Origin of the sequence: Rahnella sp. NRRL B-41462 (assembly GCF_003263525.1) — a bacterium.
In the GTDB taxonomy this organism is placed as follows: Bacteria; Pseudomonadota; Gammaproteobacteria; order Enterobacterales; family Enterobacteriaceae; genus Rahnella; species Rahnella aceris.
In genome coordinates, this window is record NZ_JYDF01000028.1 from 35,161 (window position 1) to 53,837 (window position 18,677).

Here is an 18,677-nt window from a genome sequence, read left to right on the forward strand (position 1 = left end):
GGTAGCAAAATGAAAAGGATTGTGGTGCTGGTATCGGGCGAGGGGAGCAATTTACAGGCCCTGATTGATGCCTGCCAGCAGGGACGAATTAACGCAACACTCAGTGCGGTCTTCAGCAATAAAGCAGCTGCATACGGGCTTGAAAGAGCCCGTTTAGCCGGTATTCCCGCGCATGCACTGGATGTTAAGGCTTACCGGGACCGGGCGGAATTTGACGTTGCACTGGCGGATGCCATTGACACTTTCCAGCCTGATCTGGTGGTACTTGCCGGTTATATGCGTATTCTGACCGCTGAATTCGTCCAGCGCTTTGCCGGACGCATGATCAACATCCACCCTTCCCTGCTGCCAAAATATCCGGGTCTGCACACCCACCGTCAGGCCATTGAAAATCAGGATGCGGAACACGGTACGTCCGTGCATTTTGTGACTGAAGAACTCGATAGCGGTCCGGTGATTTTACAGGCCAAAGTCCCGGTGTTTGCTGACGATACAGAAGAAGAGCTGATTGCCCGCATACAAACGCAGGAACACAGCATTTATCCGCTGGTCGTCAGCTGGTTCGTTGACGGACGTTTGTCGCTGCAAAAGGGTCAGGCGCTGCTGGATAACAATCCGCTTTCTGAACGCGGATATGCAGAAGATTAATCTACCACTGCATCATGATTTCACTATAAACCGGCCATGCGCCGGTTTTTTATTTTCCGTCATTTGACATTTGTTTACATTTCGTCCGATATAATGCACATCCCGGCGCACGTTTAAACGTCGTTTGTGCGCGACCTTCATCGGAAACACGGTTGTTTCCGATTTCATATTTACGAAGGTTACCCTCATAAAACGGCTTTTATAGTTGAGGAACACCCCATGTTTAGCCATAACAGCGTCAGATTACGTCCACTGGAAAAGGACGATCTGTCGTTTGTTCATCGTCTTGATAATAACGCCAGCATCATGCGTTACTGGTTTGAAGAACCTTACGAGGCTTTCGTCGAACTGACCGACTTGTATCACAAGCATATCCATGACCAAAGCGAACGCCGCTTTATTATTGAATACGAAAGCGGACCGGTCGGCCTGGTCGAGCTGGTGGAAATTAATCATATTCACCGCCGCGCGGAATTTCAGATCATCATCGACCCGCAGCATCAGGGCAAAGGCTTTGCCGGTGACGCTGTCCGTCTGGCGATGGATTATGCCTTCTCCGTTCTGAACCTCTACAAACTGTATTTAATCGTGGATAAAGAAAATAAAAAGGCGATCCACATTTACAGCAAATTAGGCTTCGAGCTTGAAGGTGAACTGAAACAGGAATTCTTTGTGAACGGCGAATATCGCAGCGCCATCCGCATGTGTATTTTCCAGCCGCAGTTTCTGGCGAAATACAAAACCAAGCCTGTTCAGGTCAAACCGGAATCCCTGATTGGCGCCAGCGCGGTTTAATTCCACCGCGACATAAATCGGTAAAATAATGACCGGTGAAGGATGCAAATGTCCTTCATCGGTAACACTTTTCTCTCTTTTGACTCCCCGTTAAAGACTCTCCTGAAATCATCCCTTGTTATGTTGGACTTTCCTGTCAATCTTTCGCAATATTGATAGTAGACACTAGGCCCCTCTCACAGATGACTTCCTGCTGCGCTGGCCGCTTAAAAGGCGGGCAACACGAAGAATATGTTGAGCTACATTGCGGTGTTTTCAGGCAAATTTGCCTGTATGGGCCAGGTTGCAAGCTAAATGAACGGAGTGAAAATGGGTCAGGAAAAGCTTTATATTGAGAAAGAACTAAGCTGGCTGTCCTTCAATGAGCGCGTGTTGCAGGAAGCGGCTGACAAAAGCAATCCCCTGATCGAACGGATGCGTTTTTTAGGGATCTACTCCAATAACCTGGATGAGTTTTATAAAGTCCGTTTTGCCGATTTAAAACGACGGATCCTCATCAGTGAAGAACAAGGTTTTCTGGGCGCGTCCCGTCATTTGCTGAAAAAAATTCAGGCGAAGGTGCTGCGCATTGATCAGGAATTCGACAGTCTTTACAACGATTTGCTTCTGGAAATGGCGCGTAATCAGATCTTCCTGATTAACGAACGCCAGGTTTCTGAAAACCAGCAAGCCTGGCTGCGTCAGTACTTCAAACATCAGCTGCGCCAGTACATCACACCGATTCTGATTAACCACGATACCAATCTGGTGCAATTCCTCAAAGACGATTACACCTATCTGGCAGTGGAAATTATCCGTGGCGAAGAGATCCATTACGCGCTGCTGGAAATCCCGTCCGATAAAGTGCCGCGTTTCGTTAACCTGCCGCCGGAAGCACCACGCCGTCGTAAGCCTATGATCCTGCTGGATAACATCCTGCGTTATTGTCTGGATGATATTTTCAAAGGCTTCTTCGATTACGATGCACTGAACGCGTACTCCATGAAAATGACCCGTGACGCCGAATATGATCTGGTCACGGAAATGGAATCGAGCCTGCTTGAGCTGATGTCATCAAGCCTGAAACAGCGTCTGACCGCCGAACCGGTACGTTTCGTTTATCAGCGTGATATGCCGGATGAAATGGTCGAACTGCTGCGCGGTAAACTTGGCATCTCCAATTATGATTCGGTGATTGCCGGTGGCCGTTATCACAATTTTAAAGATTTCATCGGCTTCCCGAACGTCGGCAAAGCCAATCTGGTCAACCGTCCGCTGCCACGTCTGCGCCATTTGTGGTTCGATAAATTCCGCAACGGCTTTGCGGCGATCCGCGAGCAAGACGTGCTGCTGTATTATCCGTACCACACGTTTGAGCACGTACTGGAACTGTTGCGTCAGGCATCGTTCGATCCGAACGTGCTGTCGATAAAAATCAATATTTACCGCGTGGCGAAAGATTCCCGCATTATCGAATCGATGATCCACGCCGCGCACAACGGTAAGAAAGTCACTGTTGTCGTCGAACTGCAGGCGCGCTTCGATGAAGAAGCCAATATTCACTGGGCGAAACGTCTGACTGAAGCCGGTGTGCACGTTATTTTCTCTGCGCCGGGCCTGAAAATACACGCAAAACTCTTTCTTATTTCCCGACGCGAAGGCGACGAGATTGTCCGCTATGCTCATATCGGGACCGGTAACTTTAACGAGAAAACGGCGCGCCTTTATACCGACTATTCACTGCTCACCGCCGATGCGAGGATCACCAACGAGGTCCGCCGCGTCTTCAACTTTATTGAAAACCCTTACCGCCCGGTGTCGTTCGAGCATCTGATGGTGTCACCGCAAAACTCGCGCGACATGCTTTACCGTTTGATCGACCGTGAAATTGCCAACGTTCAGGCGGGCGGAATAGGCGGAATTACGCTAAAAATCAATAATCTGGTGGATAAAGGGCTGATAGACCGCCTCTACGTCGCGTCTAACGTCGGGGTGAAAATCCGTCTGCTGATCCGCGGGATGTGTTCTCTGGTGCCGAATTTACCCGGCTTTAGCGAAAACATTCAGGTTACCAGCATCATTGACCGCTATCTGGAACACGATCGCGTGTATGTCTTTGAAAATGGCGGCGATTCCAAAGTCTTCCTGTCTTCAGCCGACTGGATGACGCGTAATATTGATTATCGTATTGAAGTGGCCGTCGCCCTGCTCGATCCGCGTTTGAAACAGCGCGTTCTGGATATCCTTGAGCTGCTGTTTAGTGACACAGTAAAAGCCAGAGTGATTGATAAAGAACTGAGCAACCGGTATGTTCCACGCGGAAATCGCCGCAAAGTCCGTGCGCAACTGGCGATTTATGAATATCTGAAAGAGCTGGAACAACAAAGTCAGCAAGCCTGAACCCCTGGAGCGTTACACAACTATGCCCCTTAAAAGCAGCCCACTGAATGCCAAGCCACAGGAAATTGCGGCGATTGATCTCGGGTCGAACAGTTTCCATATGGTCATTGCACGCGTCGTTAACGGCGCGCTGCAGGTCCTGGGACGCCTGAAACAGCGCGTCCATCTGGCCGATGGTCTCGACAGTAAAAATGTGCTCAGTGAAGAAGCCATTCAACGCGGGCTGGATTGCCTGGCTTTATTCGCCGAACGCCTGCAGGGTTTTCCGGAAAATAACGTCACTATCGTCGGTACACATACGCTGCGTCAGGCAGTGAACGCCGAGGAATTTCTCAAGCGTGCCAAAGAAGTCATCCCCTACCCGATTGAAATTATTTCCGGGCAGGAAGAAGCACGACTTATTTTTATGGGTGTTGAACATACGCAGCCTGAAAAAGGCCGCAAGCTGGTGGTCGATATCGGTGGCGGTTCAACAGAACTGGTCATCGGAGAGGACTTCGAGCCGTTGCTGGCCGAAAGCCGCCGTATGGGCTGTGTCAGTTTTGCGCAGATGTTTTTCCCCAATGGCGAAATCAGCCGCAGTAACTTCAAACGTGCCCAGCTCGCTGCTGCGCAAAAGCTGGAAACTCTGGCATGGCAGTACCGCCTGCAGGGCTGGCAGTATGCTTTGGGTGCCTCCGGCAGTATTAAAGCGGCACACGAAGTGCTGGTCGCGATGGGCGAAAAAGACGGCTTAATTACCCCTGAACGGCTGGAAATGCTGTCCGAAGCGGTACTGAACTTTAAACATTTCAGTGCCCTGGATTTACCAGGCTTATCGGAAGACAGGCAATCGGTGTTCGTGCCGGGGCTTGCCATTCTGCGCGGTGTGTTCGATGCGCTGGCGATCAAAGAGCTGCGTCTTTCTGACGGCGCACTGCGTGAAGGTGTGCTGTATGAAATGGAAGGCCGTTTCCGTCATCAGGATATCCGTACCCGTACTGCCAAAAGTCTGGCTGAGCATTACAACATTGACCGTGAACAGGCGCGCCGTGTGCTGGATACCACAGAGCAATTGTATGCCCAGTGGCTGGCGCAAAATACCAAACTGGTGCAGCCGCAGCTGGAATCACTGTTGAAATTCAGCGCCATGTTGCATGAAGTCGGTCTGAGCATTAACCACACCGGCATGCACCGCCATTCCTCGTATATCCTGCAAAATACCAACTTGCCGGGTTTCAATCAGGAACAGCAAACGCTGCTGGCCACACTGGTCCGTTTCCACCGAAAAGCCATCAAGCTGGAAGAACTGCCGCGCCTGAATCTGTTCAAGAAGAAACACTACATTCCGCTGATCCAGCTTCTGCGTTTAGGGGCGTTGCTCAACAATCAGCGTCAGTCAACGACAACGCCTGAATCCCTGCGGTTATCTACCGATGATAATCACTGGACGCTGCGTTTCCCGGCCGGATATCTGGCTCAGAACAACCTGGTTCAGCTGGATTTCGAAAGAGAACAGAGTTACTGGGATGACGTGACAGGCTGGAAACTGATGCTTGAGGAAGAAGACGGTATTGTGAAAAACTAACCGTTTCGCTGCAATAAAAGAGCCCTCTGGCATCTGATGCGCAGAGGGCTTTTTCTTTCCGGACATCGCTCAATGTCAGACGTTCGGGAATTCCAGTAGTTTGTTTAACGGTTGCGGTTTACCCACCAGATAACCCTGCATGTAATCCACACCCAGCTCGTGCAACGCGATTTTCTGTTCTTCAGTTTCCACATACTCCGCCACAATCGACAGATGCTTCATGCGCGCCACCTGACAGATTGACTGCACAATGTAGGCGTCCAGCGAATCAGTGAGCATATTGCGCACGAAGCTGCCGTCAATTTTCAGGATATCGGCCTGAATAGCCTTCAGACGACCGTAACTGGCGTAGCCCGTACCGAAGTCATCAATCGCAATGCGGCAACCGTAGGAACGCAATTCCCGCATCGCCAGGTCGGCATATTTCATGTTCTGCAGCAGATGGGATTCGGTCACTTCCAGCACGATCTGGAACGGTTCTACCTCATATTCCAGCATCAGCGTTTTAAAATCGCGGCTAAATGTCGGGCGGCACAGCGTCGAGGGCGTGAAATTCACCGCAAAGCGCAGACTCGGCAAATGAACACGGTTCTGATTAATAAACATCAGTGTATGTTTCAGCACCCACATATCCAGCTGATACGACAAACCGAACTCATGCACCACCGGCAGGAATTTATCCGGTGTGATCAGCGTTCCTTCGGCGCTGTCAGACAGACGCAGCAGGATTTCATGATAACTGTCGCCACGTACCCCGAAGATGGGTTGCGCCATCAGCACAAAGCGATCGTCATCCAGTGCCCGCTGAATTTTATGCAGCATGTCGACTTTTTCTCTGATCTCCAGTTGTACCTGACTGTGGTCGTTTTTATTGGATTCCGGCTGCCCGGTGGTCAGGGAAACTTCAGCAATACCGCTCAGTTCGCCCAGCAAAATCGGCAGATGTTCCACTGGCGAAAACACGGTACAGTACGATAAGCCTATATTGGGATGCAGCGGCAAGCCGTTCCAGATCAGGCGAAAATCTTCCAGATAGTCATGCAAATTCTGCAATTTTTTATCCGAATCTTCGCAGTTAAGCCGCAATACCAGATCATAACCCGGTAAATGATAAACCCGCTCACCCGGTTGCAGATAAGGCTTCAGCCCGTGCGCCAGTTGCTGTTTAAACTGGATACGCAACTGCATGCCGTAGTTACGGCTCAGCACGTCCATGTCGGAAACACGGATAAAACACAGCATGGAGCGCGGATAGCTCGCCAGATCGCGGTTGAAGGCACGCAGGTTTGGCAGACCAAACACCGGATCTTGCAATGCGGCGGCGCTGGATTTTTTCATCAGCAGACGCTGACGTGAGGCGATGGCCGCCATCAGCAACAACGTCATCGTATAGACCAACATCAGGGCGGACACGAACACCAGATTATGAACAAAGCCGTGTTCGGAGATAAACCCCTGATAAAATTCAAATAACACAGTCAGGGTGACGGTCCAGACGATACTGATAAAGTAATAACCGTAGCGCCAGGCTCCAAACAGCAATACCGGAAACAGTAGCGTCAGCGTGTAATCGCTGAGTAAAATCTTCATGAACGGTTCACTCAGCCCCGGCAGGCACAACAACGTGACCATGACCCCCAGAACCGCAAACCACAGCATAATCTCAGCAAACTTCACGCCTGGTGCCATTTCCTGACGCAACCTCGTGCAGATCACACGTAAATAATGCGGCTTGCGGATAATGCGTATCACCAGATAAATCACATGCGAGTTAAGCAGAATACCAAGGACCATCCCCTGTAAATTGACCAGGGTCCTGAGCGTGAAAAAGTCCCGCGTCGCCATGCCGAGATAATCGGGCAGCAATCCGCTTTCAATCACAATTTGCAGCACGATGACTAAGAATAATGTCAGGAAAATCAGCAACCAGCCTACCCGGGCTTTCGCCAGATTCATCAGACCGAGCGGTGCGGACCAGCGACTTCCCGCCTGCCAGCGATAGCCCAGCCAGGCCAGAGACAGCGCGGCGAAATAAATCACCGTCATCAGCATCCCCATCTCGAAGCCAATCCGCAGGTAATAGCGCAGGAAAAGCGTCAGGACGATGCCCGGCAATGCGGCCCAGTCAAATACCATCAGTAACGCGACGCAGGTCGCCATCGGCATATAAATGAGATAAGTACGGCCATCCGGCAGGGAAATCATCGGAGAAAGCCACGAGGTCACCGGGATCAGCACCAGAGCAAAAATCGCAGGAAGGCCCCACCATTTATGGCGCATGTCTTGCCAGGAAAATTTTTTACGCATCAAGTCCATCTAAGTTTTGCGCATGAACTTCATGCTGCAGTGAAGGGTTCAGGGTGTAATAGACATCAGACAGACAGTCCGATGACGATGGCCACAGGTTCCGTCCTCAATTATCGTTGTAAAAACGTCATCTCACAGAAAAAACGCAGAAGAAAAAAGAATACAGCGGAGGCCGGGATATAAATTTTAAAATATGGCTGGATTCTAATGTGACTTATCTTAAATCCCTTGATGCATATCAATAAACACAATCTTTGTGATTTGACAAAAATTCATCTCAGACAAATTCATCGCGTGATGCATGAAATAAAATTTTTTGGCAATTTCATGCGATCCTTCTTAAGGAGAACGAAAAGTCTTAGGTTTGATGGATTTATACCCCTTTAAACCGCGAGTTTGCCCTTAATCCGATTATCTGGCTGCCTGTTTAGATGTGTTATATATTGTAAACGTTATCATTTGCACACCTTCATTCCTTCACCGGAGCAACGATTTACTTAAGCGATTAAATTATGTCTCGAAAAACCAACATCAGAATGACGAAAATCGTTTTAGCGATAAGCTTCATTATTTTGTTCGGGCGTCTGGTCTACTCCGCTATCGGTGCGTATTCACATCATCAGAATCAAAAACAAACCCGGACCGATACGCAAACTGTGGAGTTACAGGAACAGACTCCGGCAAAAACCTGTACCGGCACGCTGAAAACCTGTCGTTACTCAAAGGACTAAGGATCACAAATGTCTGGTGGAAAACCAAAGAATTACGGCCAGAAACTGGCTGAAAGCCGCAGCAGGATCCTCGATCTCCTTCTGAACACCGATGACCTCGCCGACAGTATTCTGGGCGAGGAACCTGATGTTGATGACGTCACCCGCGCACAACTGATGGACAACACCGCCGAGCTGACCTCGCGGGTACAAAGTCTTCACGCGGCGGACGTTGCGGACGTACTGGAAGCACTGCCGATCCGTGAGCGTCTGGCGCTATGGCGGCTGGTCGAACCCGCTGCACGCGGTAAAGCGCTGGTGGAAGTCTCAGAAACCGTCTGGGACAGTCTGATCGAAGAAATGAGCGATAAGGATTTGCTCAAAACCATGTCACTGCTGGATGTGGACGATCAGGTTTATCTGGCGGAGTATCTGCCCCGCGACCTGATTGGCCGCGTACTGACCTCACTGGATCCCCGCCAGCGAGAGAAAGTCCGCGAAGTGATGAAATTCAGCAAAGAATGCGTTGGCCGTATCATGGATTTCGAGTTGCTGACCGTTCGCCCGGATGTCTCACTGGGCACCGTTCAGCGCTTTCTCCGCTCACGTAAGTCAATTCCGCAGGCAACCGATAAAGTCTTTATTACTGACCGGAAAAATACGCTGCTTGGCGAATTGCCGCTGACCACGATTTTATTGAACGCGCCGCATACGCTGGTTTCCGACGTGATGATCACCGATCTCACCAGTTTTGAACCGGAGGACAAAGCCGAAGACGCCGCCAGCGCGTTCGAACGTTATGACCTGATCACCGCAGCCGTCGTGGATAAAAAAGGTAAACTGATGGGCCGCCTGACGGTGGAAGAAATCGTCGATTTCGTCAATAACGACACCGACAGTAACTTACGCCGCATGGGTGGCTTAAGCCCTGAAGAAGATGTTTTCTCGCCGGTAACCAAAGCCGTGCGTAACCGCTGGGCGTGGCTGGCCATCAATCTGTGTACGGCGTTTGTGGCTTCCCGTGTGATCGGCCTGTTTGAACACACGATTTCGCAGCTCGTTGCGCTGGCCGCGCTGATGCCTATTGTCGCCGGTATCGGCGGAAATACCGGCAATCAGACCATCACCATGATTGTCCGCGGGCTGGCGCTGCACCATGTTCAGCTCGGCAATCTGAAATTCCTGATGTTCAGGGAGCTGGGCGTGGCACTGATCAACGGCCTCGTCTGGGGCGGATTAATGGGGATTGTCACCTGGCTGCTCTATGGCAACTGGGAGATGGGCGCGGTGATGACACTGGCGATGGTGCTAAATTTACTGCTGGCCGCGCTGATGGGTGTCGTCATCCCCCTCACCATGGTACGCCTGGGCCGCGACCCTGCGGTCGGATCCAGTGTGATGATTACCGCGCTGACAGACACTGGCGGATTCTTCATTTTCCTCGGCCTTGCCACCATTTTCCTGCTTTAACGAAATGAATTCCGGCTTTCTGGCCGGAAAATTCGTTATCTATTACAGCGTAATGTAGAATTTATATTAATCATTAGCGCTGATTTTCCGGTACTCATTAACCCCTGCCGCAGTTCGCCCTGCGGTAGTGCATTGATAACATTAATCAATAAGTATCACTGCGACTGCCTGCAACGCTCCGTCAGCCAGAAAAAGGTTTTCACCGTGGAAAATAGCAAGCCGCCCTCAACTGGGGCTAATCGGGCAAACTGGACATCCTGCTTACTTTTAGGCATCTCAACCTGCCTGCTGGCCTTTGCCTGTTTGAGTATCATTCAGAAGTCGTCCAGCCTCGCCGGATTGTGGCTACCGACAGCATTGCTGATCCCTGTTTTATTCCACCATCGCTATCGCGACTGGATCCCGCTGCTGTGCGCCGCCGCACTGGGCATCGCGGCATCACATACGATCCTCGGTACGCCCTTCTTTCGCTATCTGCCTTATCTGCTCAACAACCTTATTGAGGCTTCTCTGTGTGCGGATTTATTGCGCAGAATATTGCCGGCGCAGGATCCGCTTTCGGGGCTGAGTTCCTGGATGAAATTCCTTTTCGTCGCGGTGATCTTCTGCCCGCTGGTCAGCGCGTTAATCATGCTGTTGTTTATTCTGCATGTTCATTCTCCGGCAGAATTACAAAGCCGCTTTACCACCTGGTTTATGTCAGAAGCCGTAGCGATCCTCGCGCTCACGCCGCTGGGGCTTATCTACCATCGCGGCTACCTGGTTAAACTGATCACCTCGCCGCGTCTTTTCGGACTGCTTCTGACGTTGATCCTGACGCTGGCGGCCGGTTTTCTGGCCCTGAAATGGCTGCCTTACACTTTCGCCTTTATCACCATTCCGCTGTTATCGGCCGCCATCCGTTTACCCCGTATGGAATCGTTCATCATTTTCCTCTCGATGACACTGATGATTGCGTTACTGCATACCAGCGGCATTATTTCCGTTCAGCCGCACCTGGCGGATCAGCTCCCTCAGGGATTGATTTTCCTGCCGCTGCTATTGATTCTGATGCCTGCGAATGCCATGGCGATGGCAATGCATGCGTTGCGTACTGAAAAATCTCACATCACGCAAAGTGAAAATCGCTTCCGAAACGCCATGGAATATTCCGCAATTGGCATGACGCTGGTATCACCGGAAGGCAAGCTGCTGCAGGTGAACAAAGCCCTGTGTCATCTGCTGGGTTATGAGGCGGAATATCTGACCACCCTGACGTTCCAGGAAATTACCTATCATGAAGATCTGGGCAAAGACCTGGCGCTGTTGCAGCAATTGCTGAACGATGACATCCAGAGTTACACCCTGGAGAAGCGTTATCTGCGCCGCAGCGGAGAAGTTATCTGGGCATTCCTCGCCGTATCTCTGGTGCGTGATGAACACCATAATCCGATGTATTTCATTTCTCAGATTGAAGATATCAACGAGCTTAAACACACCGAAATGACTAACAAGCGCCTTTCGGAAGCGCTGCATGAAGAAAAAGAGCTGCTGCATATCACGCTGAATTCGATCAATGAAGCGGTGATCTCCACGACCGGAATATGAATATCACTTTCATGAATCCGGTCGCAGAGAAAATGACTGGCTGGAAAGAACAGCAGGCGCAGGGGCAACCGGTAGGCCGCATCGTGCGCATCAGCAAAGGAGCGGGAGGGCCGCTTATCGACGATCTTTTGCAGTTTGATATCAATGAAAATCTGCACTCTTCCGTTGAGCGTTCGCTGGTTCTGCACGGCCATCACACGGCTTTGTTTGATGTTCAGCTGGCAGTGTCACCGCTGCGCACCCTGAAAGACGAACCGATTGGCATTGTGCTGGTGCTACAGGACGTCAGTAAATCCCGCGAACTGATGCGAAAACTCAGTTACAGCGCCTCTCACGATTTACTCACCGGGTTGTCGAATCGTGGCAGTTTCGAATCGAGCCTGAAAAAAGCGCTGAATCTGACTGCAACGCAACGTCAGCCTCACGGTCTGGCGTTTATCGATCTGGATCATTTTAAAGCGATTAACGACACCGCAGGACATGCTGCAGGGGATGAACTGCTGCGCCAGATCAGCGCACTGATGCAGGAAAACATCCGCAACAGCGACCGGCTGGCAAGGCTGGGCGGCGATGAATTTGCGCTGATCTTATTTGATTGTCCTCAGGAAGAAGGGCTGGCAACGCTGCAGCATCTGGTGGACAAAATCAACGATTTCAAATTTATCTGGGAAGGAAATGCCTACCGGATCGGAGCCAGCGCAGGAATGACGCAAATAAACGATGCGAACATCACCGGCAGCGAATACATGGCACAGGCGGATATGGCCTGCTACATCGCCAAACACAACGGACGCGGGCGGGTTTATAAATATGAACCGGCGCAAAAAACGGCCACTGCACATACCAGCGGTGCCATCCCCCCTGAAGACCATCAGTCTGGCACAGAAGTGTCACGTTAATCCCCGCCTACGGCGTGCCCGGCTGCCACTCATTATTGAACCACAAATGCAGCGTGGCGTAGGTGCGCCAAGGTTTCCAGACTTCGGCATAGCGGGCTATCTTCGCGGGCGTCATGCCCGGAAAACGCTGTTTAATCAGATAGTCACCGCCGAGAAAAATATCAGGCGCAGACCAGGCGCGCATTGCCACATAACTGGCAGTCCAGTTGCCAATCCCCGGCATCGCCTGCAGCTGTTTTATTCCGTCCTGCACATCGGTGATGTCATCCAGCGGCAAGCGCCCCTCATCCACTGCCTGCGCAATATTAATCAGACACGCTGCACGTTTGGCCTGCACACCAATACCCCGTAAATCGTCTACCGTTAACTGCCCGATGGCCGCTGCAGACGGAAACAAATGCGTCAGCGCGGCAAACGGCGTACGCACCGGTTCGCCCCATTTTTCAGTCAGCCGCGTCGCCAGTGTCGCCGCCATTTTCACGCTCACCAGTTGCCCGAGGATCGCGCGCACCATCAGTTCAAAACGGTTGACGCAGCCCGGCAGGCGTAATCCCGGCGCATTGTCAGCCAGTCCCCCCAGCCCCTCGGCGATAAGCGTGGGTTGCGCGTCCAGATCCAGCAACCGCCGCACCCGGGCAGCTATGTTCTCCGTGACCGGCGAAAGCGACGCCGACACTTCCAGCTCAACGCCATTTCGCTCAGGCAACGGACGCAACCGCAACCAGCCGGTCAGCCGTTCGCCGTGGTGCATCACCGCCAGCGTACGCTGGTAATATTCGCCATCCTGCTGTTCAACACCCTGCAATGCACGCGCGCCGAGAAATGCCGTCATCCATTGCCAGTCATACGGAGGCTGATAGGTCAGAAACAGGGTTGTCACAGCATGATCCTTATAAAAATGGCCCCCGGTTGGGAGCCATAATTCAGTATTAAGAACAAAAGAATAGACTATTTTCTACGCCAGGTGGTCCCTGCCGCGCCGTCTTCTAACACGATACCCATTTCATTGAGACGATCACGCGCTTTATCCGCCATGCCCCAGTCTTTGCTGGCGCGGGCATCGTTACGCTGTTTAATCAACGCTTCGATTTCAGCCACTTCGTCATCGTTATCCGCCTGAGCACCGGATTTCAGGAACTGCTCCGGATCCTGCTCCAGCAGGCCAAGTACACCTGCCAGTTGCCGCAGTTCCGCTGCCAGACCGTTGGCCGCAGACAGGTCTTCCGTTTTCAGACGGTTGATGTCACGTGCCATATCGAACAACACGGAATAAGCTTCCGGTGTGTTGAAATCATCGTCCATAGCCGCACGGAAGCGCGTAACGAAAGCCTCACCACCGGCTGGCGTTGCAGCGGCGTCAGTGCCGCGCAGTGCGGTGTACAGACGCTCCATTGAGGTACGCGCCAGTTTCAGGTTCTCTTCGCTGTAGTTTAGCTGGCTGCGATAGTGACCCGACATCAGGAAGTAACGCACGCTTTCAGCGTCATAATATTTCAGCACATCGCGCACGGTGAAGAAGTTATCCAGTGATTTGGACATCTTTTCGCGGTCGATCATCACCATGCCGGAGTGCATCCAGGTATTCACATACGGGCCGTCATGGGCACAGCTTGACTGCGCAATTTCGTTCTCGTGGTGCGGGAACATCAGGTCAGAACCGCCACCGTGAATATCGAAATGCGCACCGAGCTGTTTGCAGTTCATCGCAGAACATTCGATATGCCAGCCCGGGCGACCTTCGCCCCACGGAGATGTCCAGCTCGGTTCGCCCGGCTTGGACATTTTCCACAGTACGAAATCCATCGGATTGCGTTTCACGTTGGCTTCGACTTCGACGCGCGCACCCGCCTGTAACTGATCCAGATCCTGACGGGACAACAGTCCGTAATCCGGATCACTTTCCACCCAGAACATCACATCACCGTTCGACGCGACATAGGCGTGGTCACGGTCAATCAGCTTCTGCACGATATCGATAATTTCGTGAATGTGCTGCGTGGCGCGCGGTTCGGAGTCCGGCGGGAGAATGTTCAGTGAAGCAAAATCAGCATGCATCTCGGCGATCATACGGTCGGTCAGCGCCATAAACGTTTCGCCATTTTCAGCGGCACGTTTAATGATTTTATCGTCGATATCGGTGATATTGCGCACGTATTTCAGGTCATAACCGAGGTAACGCAGGTAACGCGACACCACGTCGAAAGACACAAAGGTGCGACCGTGGCCGATATGACACAGGTCGTAAACAGTGATCCCACACACGTACATCCCGACTTTACCGGCATGAATTGGCTTGAATTCCTCTTTTTGGCGACTCAGGGTATTAAAAATCTTCAGCATCAGGCTATTCCGTGTGTTGGGCGTAGAAAATGACGTTGGCGCGTTTAAGCGACACTAACGCGTATAATATAACGAAAATGATTTCACCGAAACGGCATAAGGCCGCCGGACGGGCTTTAGTCGTCACAAAGCCGCTGCTGACGGCAACTTTTGAGTTATGGTATAAGAAAAGGCTATAGTAGCCGCTCTTACTAAGAGCACACATCAACATTAGCAGGATGATAATTATGGTCACTTTCCACACCAACCACGGCGACATCGTCATTAAAACTTTCGCTGACAAAGCGCCAGCCACGGTTGAAAACTTCCTGAACTATTGCCGTAAAGGCTTCTACGACAACACAATTTTCCACCGTGTGATTAACGGTTTCATGATCCAGGGCGGCGGTTTTGAGCCAGGCATGAACCAGAAAAACACCGATGCGCCTATCAATAACGAAGCAGACAACGGCCTGAAAAACACCAAAGGCACGCTGGCGATGGCGCGTACCAACGATCCGCATTCCGCCACGGCACAGTTCTTCATCAACGTAACTGACAACGACTTCCTGAACCACAGTGGCAAAAACGCACAGGGTTGGGGCTACTGCGTATTCGCAGAAGTGGTTGAAGGTCAGGACGTGGTTGACGCGATCAAAGCCGTCAAAACCGGCCGCAGCGGTATGCACCAGGACGTTCCAAAAGAAGATGTTGTGATCAAAAGCGTCACAGTCAGCGAATAATCAACGTCGGGATGACCACGTTTTTTATCGCAGATATCCATCTTTGCGCACAGGAACCGGCAATCACTGCCGGTTTTCTGCGTTTTCTACGTGAAGATGCGCCGCAGGCCGACGCCCTGTACATTCTCGGTGACCTGTTCGAAGCCTGGATTGGCGATGATGATCCGCAGCCGCTTCACGCTGAAATCTCGGCGGCACTGAATCAGTTACACCAGCAAGGTGTGCCCTGCTTCTTCATTCACGGCAACCGCGATTTTCTGCTCGGCAGACGTTTCGCCCGCGACAGCCTGATGACGTTGCTGCCGGAGAAAAAAGTGCTGGAACTGTATGGCCGCCGCGTCCTGATCCTGCACGGCGATACGCTGTGCACCGACGATGTCGCGTATCAGAACTTCCGCAAAAAAGTCCACAATCCGCTGATCCAGAAACTGTTCCTGATGCTGCCGCTGAAATGGCGACTGGCGATTGCCGCCAGAATGCGCGCCAACAGCAAGGCGTCAAACCAGGGCAAATCACTGGAAATTATGGATGTGAACCCGCAGGCGGTGGTCAGCGAAATGCAGATGGCCGGCGTGGAGTGGATGATTCACGGTCACACCCATCGTCCGGCAATTCATGATGTGCCACTGGGGAATAAAACCGGCCACCGCGTGGTACTCGGCGCATGGCACGAAGAAGGCTCGATGGTGAAAGTCACCGCCGATAACGTCGAGCTGATCAGCTTTCCGTTTTAAGTCACCTCAAAGTTACCCAAAATAATTTGAGTTGCTGGAAGGCGACAAGCTCATGAATCCCTGGGAGCTTAGCTGACTAAGTGACCGGGGTGAATGAGTGCAGTCAACGCATCAGCAGCCCGAAGTATGAAGGGTAACGGGTACGCCTGAATGGAAGCGGAATTGTTCGTCCGGCGTGAGGATCAGTTCCGCTTCAATTCTGCCAAACTCCTCTACCCGCTCACTGATATCCGTTCCGGCATATTGCTCCGCCAGCGCCAGATAATCGGCAAAATGCCGTGATTCTGAACGCAGCAATGAGGTGTAAAAACGCGACAAGGTTTCGTCGAGATGCGGCGCAATTTTGGCAAAACGCTCACAGGATCGCGCTTCTATGTACGCCCCGATAATCAGCCGGTCGACCAGAATATTCAGATCATCGTGATGACGGGTATGTTTGATCATACCGCTGGCGTAGCGCGAGGGGGAAAGCTGGGTATAAGTAATATTGCGCTTTTGCATGATTTCCACCACTTGTTCGAAGTGATGAAGCTCTTCACGCGCCAGACGCGCCGCACAAAACAGCAGCTCGGTGCGATCCAGATATTTGGTCATCAGGCTCATCGCCGTGGCCGCCGCTTTCTTTTCACAGTTAGCGTGGTCGATCAGCATCACCGTCTGATTTTCCAGCGCCACATCCACCCACAGAGCGGGTGTTTCACAGTGAAGAAAATCATAAATCGGTGCCAGTAAAGCCTGCGTCATAAATCAGTTTCCAATGAAGTTTGTCATTAATATATTGGTTTGGATTATACAAATCTGCCGTCAACTTCTCATCAAAAATGCGCCGTTTTCCGGCGACGCAACCGTTTTCCTCCCTCACGGAGCGTGCTATCATTTGCGCCCTCGCAGTTTCTATTTCCGAATCACAGGAGCTTTACAGACATGTCATCCAACGTTACCCCGGCAAAAATCGCCATCGTTATGGGGTCTAAAAGTGACTGGGCGACCATGCAGTTCGCCGCCGACGTCCTCACAACGCTGAATATTCCTTTCCATGTCGATATCGTCTCCGCTCACCGTACGCCGGACAAATTGTTTACTTTCGCTGAGCAGGCTTCCGCTAACGGTTTTGATGTGATCATCGCGGGTGCCGGTGGCGCAGCGCATTTACCGGGCATGCTGGCGGCGAAAACGCTGGTGCCGGTGCTGGGCGTGCCGGTACAAAGTGCTGCACTCAGTGGCATCGACAGTCTCTATTCCATCGTGCAAATGCCGCGTGGTATTCCGGTCGGTACGCTGGCGATTGGTAAAGCCGGTGCCGCAAACGCCGCATTGCTGGCGGCACAGATTCTTGCACTGCACGATGCTGAGATTGCCAAAAACCTGGCCGCGTGGCGCACCGCACAAACTGACGAAGTGCTGAATAATCCCGACCCGCGGGAGGAAGCATGAAACCGGTTTGCGTACTCGGAAACGGCCAGTTAGGCCGAATGCTGCGTCAGGCCGGTGAACCGCTGGGCATCGCCGTCTATCCTGTCGGCCTTGATGCTGAACCGGAAGCCGTGCCGTATCAGCAAAGCGTGATCACCGCTGAAATCGAACGCTGGCCGGAAACGGCACTGACCCGCGAACTGGCGACGCACAATGCGTTCGTTAACCGCGACATTTTCCCGCGTCTGGCCGATCGCCTGACGCAAAAACAGTTGCTCGACCAGCTCGGTCTGGCGACTGCGCCGTGGCAATTGCTGGCCGATGCCGCCGAATGGCCGCAGGTATTCTCCCGGCTTGGCCAACTGGCGATTGTGAAACGTCGCGTCGGCGGGTACGACGGCCGGGGTCAGTGGCGTCTGCGTTCTGGTGAAGAAAATACGCTGCCGCAGGATTGCTATGGCGAATGCATCGTTGAGCAGGGTATCAACTTCTCCGGTGAAGTTTCGCTGGTGGGCGCGCGCGGTCACGATGGTAAAACCGTGTTTTATCCGCTGACCCATAACCTGCATCAGGACGGCATTCTGCGCACCAGTGTTGTGCTGCCGCAGCCGGATGCCGCCCTGCAACAGCAGGCAGAAAACATGCTGTCGGCGATCATGAACGAACTGAATTATGTCGGCGTGATGGCAATGGAGTGTTTCGTGGTCAGCGAAGGTTTGCTGATCAATGAGCTGGCACCGCGTGTGCATAACAGCGGGCACTGGACACAGAACGGCGCCTCTTACAGTCAGTTTGAAATGCATCTGCGCGCCATCCTTGGTCTGCCGCTGCCGAAACCGGTGGTGAGCACACCGTCAGTGATGGTGAATCTGATTGGCACGGATGTGTCAGAAAAATGGCTGAGCCTGCCGCTGGTCAATCTGCACTGGTACGAGAAAGACGTGCGTCCGGGTCGTAAAGTCGGACACCTGAATCTCAACGACGCCAGCGCCAGCCTGCTGAAAGACAATCTCAACGCACTGGTCCCGATGCTGCCGGAAGAATACGCCAGCGGGATTGAATGGGCAGTTGAAAAGCTTTGATTTGATCGGCTCCCTCCCCTGCGA

At 52.2% G+C, this 18,677-nt stretch carries 16 protein-coding genes; 12 read left to right on the plus strand and 4 right to left on the minus strand.

Annotated elements, in window-relative coordinates; genetic code table 11:
• Nucleotides 1-9 precede the first annotated feature (9 nt).
• The 4 genes from purN (at nucleotide 10) to ppx (ending at nucleotide 5,389) form a co-directional block, all read left to right on the plus strand.
• Nucleotides 10-648 carry a phosphoribosylglycinamide formyltransferase gene (gene purN, locus UC14_RS08175; protein WP_112197535.1) on the plus strand — a complete coding sequence of 213 codons (639 nt, stop codon included), beginning with the start codon at nucleotides 10-12 and terminating at the stop codon, nucleotides 646-648.
• Nucleotides 649-867: 219 nt separating this feature from the next.
• Nucleotides 868-1,443, plus strand: a complete 576-nt coding sequence (speG, locus tag UC14_RS08180) for a spermidine N1-acetyltransferase (protein ID WP_013576564.1) — start codon at nucleotides 868-870, stop codon at nucleotides 1,441-1,443.
• Between the two features lie 309 nt (nucleotides 1,444-1,752).
• A complete protein-coding gene (gene ppk1 / locus UC14_RS08185) occupies nucleotides 1,753-3,822 on the plus strand; it encodes a polyphosphate kinase 1 (protein ID WP_112197536.1) in 2,070 nt (689 codons plus the stop codon).
• Between the two features lie 22 nt (nucleotides 3,823-3,844).
• A complete protein-coding gene (ppx, locus tag UC14_RS08190; protein ID WP_013576567.1) occupies nucleotides 3,845-5,389 on the plus strand; it encodes an exopolyphosphatase in 1,545 nt (514 codons plus the stop codon).
• Between the two features lie 75 nt (nucleotides 5,390-5,464).
• On the opposite strand, the gene UC14_RS08195 is transcribed toward ppx, so the two are convergent.
• Nucleotides 5,465-7,696, minus strand: coding sequence for an EAL domain-containing protein (locus UC14_RS08195; protein ID WP_232829655.1), 2,232 nt, complete (start codon nucleotides 7,694-7,696; stop codon nucleotides 5,465-5,467).
• Between the two features lie 512 nt (nucleotides 7,697-8,208).
• Between UC14_RS08195 and UC14_RS08200 the strand changes: the two genes are divergently transcribed.
• The 4 genes from UC14_RS08200 (at nucleotide 8,209) to UC14_RS27050 (ending at nucleotide 12,362) form a co-directional block, all read left to right on the plus strand.
• Nucleotides 8,209-8,427, plus strand: coding sequence for a YfgG family protein (locus UC14_RS08200; RefSeq protein WP_013576570.1), 219 nt, complete (start codon nucleotides 8,209-8,211; stop codon nucleotides 8,425-8,427).
• A gap of 9 nt (nucleotides 8,428-8,436) precedes the next feature.
• Nucleotides 8,437-9,876 (plus strand): magnesium transporter, encoded by a 1,440-nt coding sequence (gene mgtE, locus UC14_RS08205; RefSeq protein WP_015690293.1) that lies wholly within the window; start codon nucleotides 8,437-8,439, stop codon nucleotides 9,874-9,876.
• 303 nt (nucleotides 9,877-10,179) lie between these two features.
• Nucleotides 10,180-11,463 (plus strand): PAS domain S-box protein, encoded by a 1,284-nt coding sequence (locus UC14_RS27045; RefSeq protein WP_232829656.1) that lies wholly within the window; start codon nucleotides 10,180-10,182, stop codon nucleotides 11,461-11,463.
• A complete protein-coding gene (locus tag UC14_RS27050) occupies nucleotides 11,460-12,362 on the plus strand; it encodes a diguanylate cyclase domain-containing protein (RefSeq protein ID WP_232829657.1) in 903 nt (300 codons plus the stop codon). Before UC14_RS27045 ends, UC14_RS27050 begins: the two co-directional genes overlap by 4 nt.
• A 7-nt stretch (nucleotides 12,363-12,369) precedes the next feature.
• Here the strand turns inward: UC14_RS27050 and alkA are convergent, their stop codons facing one another.
• Both alkA and cysS read right to left on the minus strand, forming a co-directional pair.
• Nucleotides 12,370-13,242 carry a DNA-3-methyladenine glycosylase 2 gene (alkA, locus tag UC14_RS08215; protein WP_112197538.1) on the minus strand — a complete coding sequence of 291 codons (873 nt, stop codon included), beginning with the start codon at nucleotides 13,240-13,242 and terminating at the stop codon, nucleotides 12,370-12,372.
• A 68-nt stretch (nucleotides 13,243-13,310) separates the two neighbouring features.
• Nucleotides 13,311-14,702, minus strand: coding sequence for a cysteine--tRNA ligase (cysS, locus tag UC14_RS08220; RefSeq protein ID WP_013576574.1), 1,392 nt, complete (start codon nucleotides 14,700-14,702; stop codon nucleotides 13,311-13,313).
• A gap of 227 nt (nucleotides 14,703-14,929) precedes the next feature.
• On the opposite strand from cysS, the gene ppiB reads away from it, so the two are divergent.
• On the plus strand, nucleotides 14,930-15,424 hold the full coding sequence (ppiB, locus tag UC14_RS08225) for a peptidylprolyl isomerase B (RefSeq protein WP_013576575.1): 495 nt from the start codon (nucleotides 14,930-14,932) through the stop codon (nucleotides 15,422-15,424).
• A gap of 11 nt (nucleotides 15,425-15,435) precedes the next feature.
• The gene (gene lpxH, locus UC14_RS08230) at nucleotides 15,436-16,158 is read left to right on the plus strand and encodes a UDP-2,3-diacylglucosamine diphosphatase (protein ID WP_112151702.1); all 723 of its coding nucleotides are present in this window, start codon (nucleotides 15,436-15,438) and stop codon (nucleotides 16,156-16,158) included.
• 111 nt (nucleotides 16,159-16,269) lie between these two features.
• On the opposite strand, the gene UC14_RS08235 is transcribed toward lpxH, so the two are convergent.
• Entirely contained in the window at nucleotides 16,270-16,902 is a 633-nt protein-coding gene (locus UC14_RS08235) for a tRNA-(ms[2]io[6]A)-hydroxylase (protein ID WP_013576577.1), read from the minus strand.
• A gap of 180 nt (nucleotides 16,903-17,082) precedes the next feature.
• Here UC14_RS08235 and purE point away from each other — a divergent pair, with 180 nt between their 5' ends.
• Both purE and purK read left to right on the plus strand, forming a co-directional pair.
• Nucleotides 17,083-17,592 (plus strand): 5-(carboxyamino)imidazole ribonucleotide mutase, encoded by a 510-nt coding sequence (gene purE, locus UC14_RS08240; protein WP_013576579.1) that lies wholly within the window; start codon nucleotides 17,083-17,085, stop codon nucleotides 17,590-17,592.
• Complete coding sequence (gene purK / locus UC14_RS08245) at nucleotides 17,589-18,653, plus strand: 5-(carboxyamino)imidazole ribonucleotide synthase (RefSeq protein ID WP_112197539.1); 1,065 nt, start codon at nucleotides 17,589-17,591, stop codon at nucleotides 18,651-18,653. Before purE ends, purK begins: the two co-directional genes overlap by 4 nt.
• Nucleotides 18,654-18,677: the final 24 nt, after the last annotated feature.